The following is a 12895-nucleotide window of genomic DNA, read 5'->3' as shown; positions in this document are numbered from 1 at the left end:
CCCCCGTGGAGACCCTGGCCATCGCCCTGCTCGCCCTCTTCGCCGTGGGCTGGTCCGTCCTCGCCGGGGCCGACCTCGGCACCGGCATGCTCACCCCGTGGCTCGGCCGGAACGACCGCGAGCGGCGCCTCGTCCTCGCCTCCGTCGCGCCCTTCTTCCTCGGCAACGAGGTCTGGCTGGTCGCCGCCGCCGGTGTCCTCGTCGGCTGCTTCCCCGCCCTTGAGGGGGACCTCCTGAGCGGCCAGTTCCCGGTCTTCGTGGCCCTGCTGGCCGGCTGGATCCTCCGGGACGCGGGGCTGTGGTCGCGCGGGCGTGGTCCCGGGCCCCGCTGGCGCGCGGGCTGCGACGCCGCCGTGACGTGCGGCAGCTGGGCCGTCGCGCTCTCCTGGGGGTGGCTGCTCACGGCCCTGCTGACCGGACATCCTTACGCCCCCGCGACGGGTCCCACAGCGGTGCTCGCCGCGCTCGCCGTGGCCGCGCTGTTCGCCGCGCACGGGCTCGGCTTCGCCGCGCTGCGCCTGACGGGCGTGCCGTACGAGCGGGCCCGCCGGCTCGTCGGACGCGCGGGGCGCCCGTGGCAGTCCTTCGCGCTCACCGGTGCCCTGCTCGCCGGGCTGACGCTCTGGGCGGGCACCGGGCTGCCGCTCGCCGGGCGGACGGCCTCCGCCGCCACGCTGGGCCTGCTGGTGCCTACCCTGCTGGTCGTCACGCCGCTGCTCGTGGCCGTCCAGGCGTGGATCTGGCACGCCTTCCGGCACCGGGTGACCGGCCCTTCGTACCTCTGACCGCGCGGCGGGCTCAGGCCCCGTCCGAAGAGCCCCCGTTCCCAGCGGACCCGTCCGAGGAAGCCCCCTTCTCGGAACCCTCCCCCTGCGAGGCCTCCCCCTGCGAGCCCTCCTTCTTGTGGTGCAGGGCCTTCTGCAGCCGGGCGACGACCGCCTCGCCGTACCGCCGGTGTCCGTGCACGCGCGGGTCGTCCGTCACGTCGTACCGCTTCACGTACGCGCCGAGGAAGGCCTGGAGCGTGGCGACGGCCGGGATCGCGATCAGCGCGCCGACGGCGCCCAGCAGCGCCGTGCCCGCGATGACCGAGCCGAAGGCCACCGCCGGGTGGATGTCCACGGTCTTCGAGGTGAGTTTCGGCTGGAGCATGTAGTTCTCGAACTGCTGGTAGATCACGACGAAACCCAGCACCCACAGCGCGTACCAGGGGTTGACCGTGAAGGCGATCAGCATCGGCAGGGCACCGGCCAGATAGGTGCCGATGGTCGGGATGAACTGCGAGACCAGGCCGACCCACACGGCGAGCGCCGGAGCGTACGGCACGCCCAGGATCTCGAAGAGCACGAAGTGCGCGACGCCCGAGATGAGGGCCATCAGACCGCGCGAGTAGAGGTAGCCGCCGGTCTTGTCGACGGCGATCTCCCAGGCCCGCAGGACCTCGGTCTGCCGGGCGGGCGGCAGGACGGAGCAGAGCGCGCGCCGCAGCCGGGGGCCGTCGGCCGCGAAGTAGAACGAGAACAGGAAGATCGTGAGGAGCCGGAAGAGCCCGCCGAGGACGGTGGCGGAGACGTCGAGGACGCCGGACGCGCTGTTCTGCACGTACTTCTGCAGCCAGTCGGAGCTCAGGACGCTGTCCTGGACCTCGACGCGTGACAGGTCGGTGTGGAAGTTCTGGTTGATCCAGTTGATCACCGAGTCGAGGTACTTCGGGAAGTTCTCGACCATGTCCACGATCTGGCCGGCCAGCATCGAGCCGAGGAGGACGACGAAGCCGACGCCGAAGACGGTGACGGCGAAGAAGACGAGGAAGGTGGCGAGGCCGCGGCGCATCCCGCGTGCCGCCATGCGCCCGACCGCCGGCTCGATGGCGAGGGCGAGGAAGAACGCGAGCAGGATGTTGACGAGGAGGCCGACGACCTGGTGGAAGGCCCAGTTGCCCAGCTGGAAGACGGCGTAGAGCGCGAGGGCGAGCACGAGCGCGCGGGGCAGCCAGCGCGGCATGCGCGCGGACGCCGCGGCCGGCCCGGCCGCGGCGTCCGCGGCGACGGCGGCCGGGGCCTGCGCCGGGGCCGAAACCGCCGCGTGGGCCGGAGCCGGCACCTGGGGAGCCGGGGTGCCCTTCACCTCGTCGGGCGCGTCGGGCGCGGTATCGGGCATGTCGTTCGGTTCGGTCTTGTCGGTGTCGTCAGTCGGGGCCACCCCGCCAGTCTCGCGCACCGCACGGACATTCCACCCGGGACCCCGCACATCCCCGCCGGTCACCCCAGGGTTCGCCTGCCGGTCACCGCTTGTCGGCCGGGACGTCGACGGCCGCGCAGACGGCACGCCACACGTCCTTCGCCTCCCAGCCGGCGTCCAGCGCCTCCCGTACCGTCCGCCCCCCGAGTTCCGCCATCACATGGTCACGCGCGAAGGACTCGGCGTAGGACGCACCGAAGTGGTCGGCCATCCGTTCCCAGAAAATCGTCAACCGCATGAAGCCAGTATCCCGCTCCCAAGAGTGCAGCCCGCTCCGCAGACCTTGTCACCGCGCTTTTCCGCCCTACGGTCGGAGCATGGCCGAAAACCCCCTCCCCACCCCGCCCTCGACTCCCCTGGCGCGCGCCGAGCGTTTCATCTGGCTGACGGCCCGCGTCCTGGAGCAGCACCGGTTCGCCTACCACTTCCTGCGCGGTGCACCGGACCGGGTCGAGGCGGCCCTCATGGCGTACCTCAACGAGGACGGCGGCTACGGGCACGCGCTCGAACCGGACCTGCGCGGCCCGGTGAGCCAGCCGCTGCACACCGCGCACGGGCTGCGGATCCTCGACTCCATCGGCCGCTGCGGCGGACTGCGGGTGGAGCGGATCTGCCGCTACCTCACGGAGGTGTCCACGCACGACGGGGCGCTCCCCGCGATCCATCCGTCCCAGCGCGGCTACCCGTCGGCGCCCTTCGCGCCGGTGGTCGACTCCCCGCCGAGCGCGCTGCTGTCGACCGGCCCCGTGGTCGGCGTGCTGCACCGCAACCAGGTGTGGCACGCGTGGCTGTTCCGGGCCACCGAGTTCTGCTGGTCGGCCGTGGAGTCGCTGGAGAAGGCCCATCCGTACGAGATCCAGGCCGCCGTCGCCTTCCTCGACTCGGCCCCCGACCGGGGGCGCGCGGAGGCGGCCGCCGACAAGCTGGGCCGGCTCGTCCGCGAGCGGGGGCTCGCCGTCCTGGACCCCGGCCCGCCGGAGGACCACCCGCTCGCGGACGGGTACGCGCACGGCGAGCACCACTACCCGCACGACTACGCGCGCGTGCCGGACTCGCTCGCCGGACGCTGGTTCACGGAGGAGGAGATGGCCCGCTCGCTGGACCGTCTCGCGTCCGACCAGCAGGAGGACGGCGGCTGGCCGGTCCGATCGCCCGCCTGGGCGCCCGGCTCGGCCCTGGAGTGGCGCCCGACCGCCTGGGCGCCCGGCTCCGCCCTGGAGTGGCGCCCGATCGTCACCGTGGAGGCCCTGCGCACGCTCCGGGCGCACGGCCGCGCCATCGGCTGACGCGCACGCGTGCCGAGGGTTCCCGAAGTCACCACCCCAGGGCGCGGACACCCGCCGTGACGGCCACGGCAGCGCCCACGACGACCAGGAACGGCGCGCGCAGGACGAGCGCGACGGCGGCCGCGGCGAGCCCTGCGGCCCGGGCGTCCAGGACGAGGCCGTCGCCCGCGCTGAAGGTCTGCTGCGCGGTGAGGGCGGCGAGCAGGGCGACGGGGAGCAGGGCGGCGAGCCGCTGGACGAGCGGGCGTTCGAGCGCTCCGGCGGGCACGAGCAGGCCGATCAGTTTGACGAGGTAGCACCCGGCGGCGGTGAGGGCGATCGCGATCCAGACGTTCATCGGGGGTCCTTCTGTCCGGTGCGGGCCGTGCGGCGTCCCTGGGCCCAGAGCACGGCGGGCGCGGCGAGGGCGGCGACGAGCACCGGGGCGCCGGCGGGCAGGGCGGGCAGCAGCCCGAGCATGAGCAGGACGGCGATCCCCGCGGTGGCGCGTTCGGTCGCGGACTTCAGCATGGGGGCGAGGAGGGCGAGGAAGACGGCGGGTCCGGCGGCGTCGAGCCCCCAGGCCGCGGTGTCCCCGATCGCCTCGGCGCCGAGCGCCCCGAGGAACGTGGTGAGGTTCCAGAGGACGTAGAGGGTGAGGCCGGTGACGGTGAAGCCGATCCGGGCGGCCCGCCGGTCGGGCTGGGCCAGGGAGACGGCCGCGGTCTCGTCGATCACCCAGTGCGCGGCGAGCGGCCGGACGGCCTTCGGCAGGGCGAGGAGCTGGGAGAGCCGCAGGCCGTAGAAGGCGTTGCGGGTGCCCAGGAAGAAGGCTCCGGCGGCGGCCGTGAAGGGGTTGCCGCCCGCGGCGAGCGCGCCGACCAGGGCGAACTGCGAGGCGCCGGTGAAGACGAGCAGGCTGAGGAGGCAGGTCTGGAGGAGGCTGAGGCCGGAGCCCGCCGAGGTCACGCCGAAGGCGAAGCCGGAGAGCCCGACGGCGACGCCGACGCCGAGTGCGTCGCGGACGACGGCGGCGTCGGGCTTGGCCGGGGTGTCGTCGCGTATGACGGGGGGTGCTGTCTGTTCTGCCACGTCGGAGACGCTACGGGCCGGGGAGGCCGTGGTCTTGTACGTTCTTGCGGCGGCCAGGGGCCTGCTGGTCCGGGCCGGACCCGACGGGAATGGTCAGTCAGGCCCTAAGGAGCCTGGCGTCGCCCTCCACGCGCGCGCTGGTAGGCGCCGGGCGGCACCCCGACGCTGCGGGTGAAGTGCCGGCTGAGGTGCGACTGGTCGGTGAAGCCGACGGCTGCGGCAGCCTCCGCCGGGGGCGTCCCCGCGTCGAGGAGCCGGCGGGCCCTCCGTACGCGGGCATCGGTGAGCCAGGTGTGCGGGGGCATCCCGTACGCCTCGCGGAAGGCGCGGAGCAGGGCGAACGGGCTGGTGCCGAGGTCGGCGGCGAGGCGCTCCAGGGTCGGCGGCTCGACCATCGCGGCCTCCAGGACGTCACGCGCGCGTGCCGCGTTCCGGGAGCCGGCCGACCGGGGCGGCAGCGGCGTGAGGAGCCCGCCGTGGCTGCGCAGCATCCGGGCGGTGACCAGGCGCAGGAGGCTGTCCGCGGCGAGCGCGTTGCCCTCCTCCGCGGCCCGGTGGACGCCGATGACGAGCCGGGCGGCGTACGGGTCGTCGACGACGGGCGAGGTGAAGCCGGCCGCGCCGCGCAGCCCGAACCCGTCGGCGGCGATCGACCGGACGATCTCCGCGTCCGGGTAGATCGTCCGGTAGGTCCAGCCCTCGGGCACGCCCGCGTGGCCGGTGTGGGGGGTGTCCGGGTTGACGAGGGCGATCTGGCCGGGGCCGGCCTGGACCAGCTCGTCGCGGTAGTGGAAGGCCTCGACGCCCTCGGTGATCGCGGCGAAGACGAAGGTCTCGTGGGTGTGCCGGGCGAAGGCCTTGCTGATGTAGTGGGCGTGCAGCAGGTCGACCCCGGGCAGCTCCGCGTACTGCCAGTAACGGGCCCGCTCCCCGCTCGCTCCGTCCTTCGCCGCGCCCGTCGCCATTCCCCCATTCTGCGCCCCGCCGACGCCCCACGACGATCGGGATCCGCCCAGGTCCGGACGGTTGTCAGTGGTCGGGTGCACGATGGGGGGCATGGTCAGGTCCGCGCTCGACTCGTTCTCCCCCGCGACCCGTGGTTGGTTCACCGGGGCGTTCACCGCGCCCACGGCGGCGCAGGAGGGCGCCTGGAACGCCATCGGAGCGGGCTCCGACGTGCTCGTCGTCGCACCCACCGGCTCGGGCAAGACCCTGGCGGCGTTCCTCGCCTCCCTGGACCGGCTCGCGTCCTCGCCGCCGCCGGCCGAGGCGAAGAAGCGCTGCCGTGTGCTCTACGTGTCACCGCTGAAGGCCCTCGCGGTGGACGTCGAGCGGAACCTGCGCTCGCCGCTGACCGGCATCCGCCAGGAGTCGGTGCGGCTCGGCCTGCCCGAGCCGGACGTCCGGGTCGGCATCCGGTCCGGGGACACCCCGCCGGCCGAGCGGCGGGCGCTCGCGACCCGGCCGCCGGACATCCTGATCACCACGCCCGAGTCCCTGTTCCTGATGCTGACCTCCGCCACGCGCGAGGCCCTGGCGGGTGTGGAGACGGTCATCCTCGACGAGGTCCACGCGGTCGCGGGCACGAAGCGGGGCGCACACCTGGCGCTGACCCTGGAGCGGCTGGACGAGCTGCTGCCCCGCCCGGCCCGCCGGATCGGCCTGTCGGCCACGGTCCGCCCGGTCGACGAGGTGGCCCGCTATCTCTCCCCGGGGCGGGCCGTGGAGATCGTGCAGCCGCCCTCGGGCAAGGAGTTCGACCTGTCCGTCGTCGTCCCCGTCGAGGACATGGGCGAGCTGGGGGGCTCCCCGGCCTCCGAGGGGAAGGACGGCGGGGACAAGCCGTCGATCTGGCCGCACGTCGAGGAGCGGATCGCCGACCTCGTCCAGTCCCACCGCTCCACGATCGTCTTCGCGAACTCCCGCCGGCTCGCCGAGCGCCTGTGCAACCGGCTGAACGAGATCGCGTACGAGCGGGCGACCGGCGAGCCGCTCCCCGAGGGGGCTCCCCCGGCCCAGGTCATGGCCCAGTCGGGGGCGGCGCAGGGCGCCCCGCCGCTGCTGGCCCGGGCCCACCACGGCTCGGTGTCGAAGGAGCAGCGCGCCCAGGTGGAGGAGGACCTGAAGGCGGGCCGGCTGCCCGCCGTCGTGGCCACCTCCAGCCTGGAGCTGGGCATCGACATGGGCGCGGTCGACCTGGTGGTGCAGGTCGAGTCGCCGCCGTCCGTGGCCTCCGGCCTGCAGCGGGTGGGCCGCGCGGGCCACCAGGTGGGAGCGGTCTCCACGGGCGTGGTCTTCCCCAAGTACCGGGGCGACCTCGTGCAGGCGGCCGTGGTCACCGAGCGGATGCGCTCCGGGGCCATCGAGTCCATGCGGATCCCCGCCAATCCGCTGGACGTCCTCGCGCAGCAGCTGGTCGCGATGGTCGCGCTCGACACCTGGCAGGTGGACGACCTGCTGGCGGTGGTGCGCCGCGCGGCCCCGTTCTCGTCGCTGCCGGAGTCGGCGTTCACCGGCGTGCTGGACATGCTGGCCGGCCGCTACCCCTCGGACGCCTTCGCGGAGTTGCGGCCGCGCGTGGTGTGGGACCGGGTCGCCGGGACGGTCACGGGCCGGCCGGGCGCTCAGCGGCTCGCCGTCACCTCCGGCGGCACGATCCCCGACCGCGGCCTGTTCGGTGTGTTCCTGGCGGGCTCGGACCCCAAGAAGGGCGGGGGCCGGGTCGGCGAGCTCGACGAGGAGATGGTGTACGAGTCGAGGGTCGGCGACGTCTTCACGCTCGGCACGACGTCCTGGCGGATCGAGGACATCACCCGGGACCGGGTGCTCGTCTCCCCCGCGCCCGGTGTGCCGGGCCGGCTGCCGTTCTGGAAGGGCGACCAGCTCGGCCGCCCGCTCGAACTGGGCCGTGCGGTGGGCGCGTTCCTCCGCGAGGTCGGCGCCCTCGGGGACGAGGACGCGCGCCTGCGGCTGCTCGCCGCGGGCCTGGACGCCTGGGCCGCGGAGAACGTCCTGGCGTACCTGAAGGAGCAGCGCGAGGCCTGCGGCCACGTGCCGGACGACCGGACGATCCTGGTCGAGCGCTTCCGGGACGAGCTCGGGGACTGGCGGGTCGTCATCCACTCGCCGTTCGGGGCGCAGGTGCACGCCCCCTGGGCGCTGGCGCTCGGCGCGCGGCTCGCCGAGCGGTACGGCATGGACGCGCAGGTGATGCACGCGGACGACGGCATCGTGCTGCGCCTGCCGGACGCCGACCTGATGGGCCTGGACATGGGCCTTGACCTCCTCGACCACGAGCCGGTCGACCCGGGCCGTCACCTGGACACGACGTACGACGCGGACAAGGCGCCCGTGGGCGCTGCCGACGCCCTCTTCGACAAGGGCGAGATCGGGCAGATCGTCACCGACCAGGTGGGCGGCTCCGCGCTGTTCGCCTCCCGCTTCCGGGAGTGCGCCGCCCGCGCCCTGCTGCTGCCCAAGCGCAACCCGGGCAAGCGGACCCCGCTGTGGCAGCAGCGGCAGCGTGCCGCGCAGCTCCTCCAGGTGGCGAGCGAGTTCGGATCGTTCCCGATCGTCCTGGAGGCCGTCCGCGAGTGCCTCCAGGACGTCTTCGACCTCCCGGGCCTCGAAGAGCTGATGGGGGACATCGAGTCCCGCCGCGTCCGCCTCGTCGAGGTCACCACCCCGGAGCCCTCGCCCTTCGCCCGCTCGCTGCTCTTCGGGTACGTGGCGCAGTTCCTGTACGAGGGCGACTCCCCGCTCGCGGAGCGGCGGGCGGCCGCCCTCTCCCTGGACTCCCGGCTGCTCGCGGAGCTCCTCGGCCAGGCCGAGCTGCGCGAGCTGCTCGACCCCGAGGTGCTGACCGAGCTGGAGCGGGAGCTCCAGTGGCTGACGGAGGACCGCCGGATCAAGGACGTGGAGGGCGTCGCCGACCTGCTGCGGGTCCTGGGCCCCCTGACGGACGAGGAGCTGGCCGAGCGCGGCGCGGAAGCGGGCTGGGCGCCCGAGCTCGGGGCGGCCCGCCGCGCGATCCGGGTGCGGATCGGCGGCCGGGAGCACTGGGCGGCGATCGAGGACGCGGGACGCCTGCGGGACGCCCTGGGGACGGCCCTGCCGGTCGGCGTGCCCGAGGCCTTCACCGAGCCGGTCAAGGACCCGCTGGGCGACCTGCTCGCACGGCACGCGCGCACGCACGGCCCGTTCACCTCCTCCCAGGCCGCCGCCCGCTTCGGTCTCGGCGCGGCCGTCACCGACGGCGCCCTCCAGCGCCTGGCCGCCTCGGGCCGGGTCGTCCAGGGCGAGTTCCACCCCTCGGGCATCGGCCAGGAGTGGTGCGACGCGACCGTCCTGCGCCGGCTGCGGCGCCGCTCCCTGGCGGCCCTGCGCCACGAGCTGGAGCCGGTGCCCCCGGCGGCCCTCGCCACCTTCCTGCCGCAGTGGCAGCATCTGGGAAGCAACAGCCTGCGCGGCATCGACGGCCTCGCGCGGGCGATCGAGCAGCTCCAGGGCGCCCCGGTCCCGGCCTCGGCCCTGGAGAAGCTGATCCTGCCGTCCCGGGTCCGTGACTACTCCCCGGCGCTCCTCGACGAGCTGACGACGACCGGCGAGGTCGTCTGGGCGGGCGCGGGCTCGCTCCCGGGCAAGGACGGCTGGGTCTCCCTCTACCTCGCCGACGCGGCCCCCCTGCTCCTCCCGCCGGCGCACCCCCTGGAGCCGACCGCCCTCCACGAATCGGTCCTCACGGCCCTCTCCGGCGGGTACGGCCTGTTCTTCCGGCAGATCGCCGACCAGGTCCGGGCGACCACCCACCCCGACGCCACCGATCCCCAGCTCGCGGACGCCCTGTGGGACCTGGCCTGGTCGGGCCGGCTCACGAATGACACCCTGGCCCCGCTCCGGGCGCTCCTCGGGTCGGGCCGCACGGCGGGTTCCACCGCGCACCGCGCGCGGCGCACGGTTCCGCGCGGGCGGTACGGCACGCTGACGGCCGCGGCCCGCACCGCGTCCCGCTCGGGCCCGCCGACGGTGTCGGGCCGCTGGTCCGCGCTGCCTCCGGTGGAGCCGGAGCCGACGCACCGGGCGCACGCCCTGGCCCGCACGCTCCTGGACCGGCACGGCGTGGTCACCCGTGGCGCGGTGGCCGCCGAGGGCGTGGAGGGCGGCTTCTCGGCCACGTACCGGATCCTGGCCGCCTTCGAGGACAGCGGGCAGGCCCGGCGCGGCTACGTGGTGGAGGGGCTCGGCGCGGCCCAGTTCGCGATGGACGGGGCGGTGGACCGGCTGCGTGCGGCGGCGACCGCCCGCGACCGGGGCGTGGAGGCGGCGGCGGGCCCCCATGCCCTGGTGCTCGCGGCGGCCGACCCCGCGAACGCCTACGGCGCGGCCCTGCCCTGGCCCGAGCCCCCGACCGGGGCGGGCCACAAGCCGGGCCGCAAGGCGGGGGCGATGGTGGTCCTGGTCGACGGCGAGCTCACGCTCTACATGGAGCGCGGCGGCAAGACGCTCCTCTCCTGGCCCACCGAACCGGACGATCCGGCGCTGCGCGCGGCGGCGGAGGCGCTGTCCGCGTCGGCCCGGTCGGGGACGCTGGGCACGGTCACGGTGGAGCGGATCAACGGCGGGACGTCGCTGACGTCGCCCCTGTCCCGCCCCCTGGAATCCGCCGGCTTCCTGGCCACCCCGAAGGGCCTCCGCCTCCGTCCTTGACGGCACCGTCCAGCCCACCCGCCCCGACGGGACCCGGCACAATGGAGCCGTGCCCGAAGGAGACACCGTCTGGCAGGCCGCCCACCGGCTGCACACCGCGCTCGCCGGCCGGGTCCTCACCCGCGCGGACCTCCGCGTGCCCCGGTTCGCGACCGCCGACCTCACGGGCCGGACGCTGCTCGACTTCACCCCGCGCGGCAAGCACCTCCTCGCCCGGATCGAGGGCGGGCTCACCCTCCACTCGCATCTCCGGATGGACGGCGCCTGGCGGGTGTACGCCACCGGGCAGCGCCCGCACGGCGGCCCCGAGTTCCAGATCCGCGCGATCCTCGGGAACGCCGAGTCCACGGCGTACGGCTACCGCCTCCCCGTCCTGGAGCTGATCCGTACGGCCGAGGAGTCCCGGGTCGTGGGCCATCTCGGCCCCGATCTGCTCGGCCCGGACTGGGACCCGACGGAGGCCGTGCGGCGGCTCGGCGCCGATCCGGCGCGCCCCCTCGGCGACGCGCTCCTCGACCAGCGCAACCTGGCCGGCATCGGCAACGTGTACAAGTCGGAGCTGGCCTTCCTCGCCGCCGTCACCCCCTGGCTCCCGGTCGGCGAGCTCGCCCCTGAGGTCCCGGCCCGCCTGGTCGCCACGGCCCACCGCCTGCTGGAGGCGAACAAGGACCGCCCGGACCGGCGCACGACGACCACCCGCCGCCCCGGCACCCCGCTGTACGTCTACGGCCGTGAGGGCCGCGCGTGTCTGCGCTGCGGCACCGCGATCCGCAAGGCGGAGCTGGGCGACCGGGTGACGTACTGGTGCCCGGGCTGTCAGCGGGGCCCCGACGGAAACCACCACCCGGACAATTGACGCCCCGTCAGATCTGGTCGTACGGTCCGGACATGACCACGACGAGGGCTCTTCCGGCGTACGACCTGACCGGCCGCACCGCGTTCGTCACCGGTGCGGCGAGCGGCATCGGCCGCGCCTCCGCGGCCCTCCTCGCCCAGGCGGGGGCCACCGTGCACTGCGCCGACCGCGACGAGGCGGGCCTCAAGGAGACCGCGGCCCTGATCGCCCGCGCGGGCGGCACCGCGCACACCCACCCCCTGGACGTCACCGACCGTGCCGCACTGGCCGCGGCCGTCCGGTCGGCCGGCCCCCTCCACGTCATGGCCGCCATCGCCGGGATCATGCACACGAGCACGGTCCTGGAGACCCGCGAGGAGGACCTCGACCGCGTCCTCGCCGTCAACTTCAAGGGCGTGCTCCACGCCTGCCAGGAGGCCGCCCGCTCGATGATCGCGGCCGGCGTCCCCGGCTCCATCGTCACGATGGCCTCGGGCGCGATGGACACCGCCAGCCCCGGCCTGCTCTGCTACAGCGTCACCAAGGCGGCGGTCGTCCAGCTGACGAAGACCCTGGCGACGGAGGCCGGTCCGCACGGGATCCGGGTCAACGCGATCGCGCCGGGCTGGATCCGCACCCCGATGACCGACCGCCACGAGCCGGCCGCCCAGGAGCAGGCCGAGGCCGCGATGGTCCGGCACTCACCGCTGCGCCGGGTCGGCGAGGCGGTGGACATCGCGCACGCGGTGCTGCACCTCGCCTCGGACGCCTCCGCGTTCACGACCGGTCAGATCCTCCGCCCCAACGGCGGAGTCGCGATGCCCTGGTGACGGCGCGCACGTCCACCGTCGGGGCGAGCCGCCGTCCCGACGAGGCCGCCACGTGCACCGGCAGCAGGCTCAGGCCCCAGCCGCCCGCCGCCACCGCGCCTTCGACCGGCCCGGCTTCCCCCGGCACGAGCAGCAGGCGCAGTACGGCCCACCACCAGATCCCTCCGGCCGCGAGGCCGCACGCGAGCAACGCGAGCGTCACCAGCGGAATCCGTCGCCGTACCATGGCCGCCTCCTGCGGTCGACGCTAGACCGGCAGGATCACCCTGCGGGAGGGCGCACCGGAGGCAGACCCGGCGCACACGGCCCAGTCGTACGTCCCTCCCACCATGGCACGGCATACGGGACCCCGGCATCTCAGACGAATCGGCCGCGACCGCCCGCACAGGGAAAAGCCCCGGTCAGCGCCCCACGAGGAGGCACCGACCGGGGCTCGCCCCGCTTCGGTTCAGGCGGCGACGACGTCCACCGCTTCCGCGGGCGCCTTGATGGTCACCCGCTCGGTGGGCACACCGGCCACCGACGTCACCGACACCGAATTGAGCATCGGGCGACGCACCGGTGCCGGCACCGGTTCGCTCGCCGCTGCCGACTCGGCCAGTTCGGCGAGCGACAGCTCGTCGCTCACTTCGCGCATGAGCTCGGACATCCGTACGTCCAACGCGTCGCAGATCGCGGAGAGCAGTTCGGAGGAAGCCTCCTTCTGCCCCCGCTCCACCTCGGAGAGATAGCCGAGCGAGACTCGGGCGGACGAGGAGACTTCGCGCAGAGTACGGCCCTGGCGCTGGCGCTGCCGACGCAGCACGTCACCCAGCAGGCGACGGAGCAGAATCATCGGTGGCTCCCTCCTCGGACCGCGTAGCCGCATCCTTCACGCCCCACCGTACCGCCTCGCGCTGCGGCCGTGCGGGGAGCGATGTCGTGTT

General features: G+C 74.7%; 12 protein-coding genes. 5 read left to right on the top strand and 7 right to left on the bottom strand.

The features are described 5' to 3' along the window. The first annotated feature begins 5 nt into the window (after nucleotides 1-5). Complete coding sequence (locus tag ABTY59_RS10610) at nucleotides 6-785, top strand: cytochrome d ubiquinol oxidase subunit II (RefSeq protein WP_352018538.1); 780 nt, start codon at nucleotides 6-8, stop codon at nucleotides 783-785. 13 nt (nucleotides 786-798) lie between these two features. On the opposite strand, the gene ABTY59_RS10605 is transcribed toward ABTY59_RS10610, so the two are convergent. After that, on the bottom strand, nucleotides 799-2004 hold the full coding sequence (locus ABTY59_RS10605; protein WP_352018864.1) for an AI-2E family transporter: 1206 nt from the start codon (nucleotides 2002-2004) through the stop codon (nucleotides 799-801). Nucleotides 2005-2284: 280 nt separating this feature from the next. Continuing rightward, nucleotides 2285-2479: a DUF3046 domain-containing protein gene (locus ABTY59_RS10600; protein WP_041662943.1), complete on the bottom strand. Its 195-nt coding sequence runs from the start codon at nucleotides 2477-2479 to the stop codon at nucleotides 2285-2287. A gap of 79 nt (nucleotides 2480-2558) precedes the next feature. Between ABTY59_RS10600 and ABTY59_RS10595 the strand changes: the two genes are divergently transcribed. Continuing rightward, nucleotides 2559-3527: a hypothetical protein gene (locus ABTY59_RS10595; protein ID WP_352018537.1), complete on the top strand. Its 969-nt coding sequence runs from the start codon at nucleotides 2559-2561 to the stop codon at nucleotides 3525-3527. Nucleotides 3528-3555: 28 nt separating this feature from the next. Here the strand turns inward: ABTY59_RS10595 and ABTY59_RS10590 are convergent, their stop codons facing one another. From ABTY59_RS10590 to ABTY59_RS10580, 3 genes are all read right to left on the bottom strand, one after another. Then, entirely contained in the window at nucleotides 3556-3864 is a 309-nt protein-coding gene (locus ABTY59_RS10590) for an AzlD domain-containing protein (RefSeq protein WP_352018536.1), read from the bottom strand. After that, complete coding sequence (locus ABTY59_RS10585; RefSeq protein ID WP_352018535.1) at nucleotides 3861-4598, bottom strand: AzlC family ABC transporter permease; 738 nt, start codon at nucleotides 4596-4598, stop codon at nucleotides 3861-3863. Before ABTY59_RS10585 ends, ABTY59_RS10590 begins: the two co-directional genes overlap by 4 nt. Nucleotides 4599-4702: 104 nt before the next feature. Next, entirely contained in the window at nucleotides 4703-5563 is an 861-nt protein-coding gene (locus tag ABTY59_RS10580; RefSeq protein ID WP_352018534.1) for an AraC family transcriptional regulator, read from the bottom strand. Nucleotides 5564-5654: 91 nt separating this feature from the next. On the opposite strand from ABTY59_RS10580, the gene ABTY59_RS10575 reads away from it, so the two are divergent. The 3 genes from ABTY59_RS10575 to ABTY59_RS10565 are packed head-to-tail and all read left to right on the top strand — an operon-like array spanning nucleotide 5655 to nucleotide 11969. Next, nucleotides 5655-10304: an Lhr family ATP-dependent helicase gene (locus tag ABTY59_RS10575; protein WP_352018533.1), complete on the top strand. Its 4650-nt coding sequence runs from the start codon at nucleotides 5655-5657 to the stop codon at nucleotides 10302-10304. Nucleotides 10305-10353: 49 nt separating this feature from the next. After that, nucleotides 10354-11160, top strand: coding sequence for a DNA-formamidopyrimidine glycosylase family protein (locus tag ABTY59_RS10570; RefSeq protein ID WP_352018532.1), 807 nt, complete (start codon nucleotides 10354-10356; stop codon nucleotides 11158-11160). Nucleotides 11161-11192: 32 nt separating this feature from the next. Further along, complete coding sequence (locus tag ABTY59_RS10565) at nucleotides 11193-11969, top strand: SDR family NAD(P)-dependent oxidoreductase (protein WP_352018531.1); 777 nt, start codon at nucleotides 11193-11195, stop codon at nucleotides 11967-11969. Here the strand turns inward: ABTY59_RS10565 and ABTY59_RS10560 are convergent. After that, nucleotides 11917-12195 carry a hypothetical protein gene (locus ABTY59_RS10560; protein WP_352018530.1) on the bottom strand — a complete coding sequence of 93 codons (279 nt, stop codon included), beginning with the start codon at nucleotides 12193-12195 and terminating at the stop codon, nucleotides 11917-11919. The two genes, ABTY59_RS10565 and ABTY59_RS10560, sit on opposite strands and share 53 nt — an antisense overlap. Nucleotides 12196-12417: 222 nt before the next feature. Further along, nucleotides 12418-12804 carry a helix-turn-helix domain-containing protein gene (locus ABTY59_RS10555; protein WP_352018529.1) on the bottom strand — a complete coding sequence of 129 codons (387 nt, stop codon included), beginning with the start codon at nucleotides 12802-12804 and terminating at the stop codon, nucleotides 12418-12420. Between the last annotated feature and the right edge of the window lie 91 nt (nucleotides 12805-12895).

The sequence above is a fragment of the Streptomyces sp. NPDC096079 genome (assembly GCF_040303145.1).
Lineage (GTDB): Bacteria > Actinomycetota > Actinomycetes > Streptomycetales > Streptomycetaceae > Streptomyces.
Note: the sequence above shows the minus strand (reverse complement) of the source record. Positions and strands in the feature narration are given on the sequence as shown.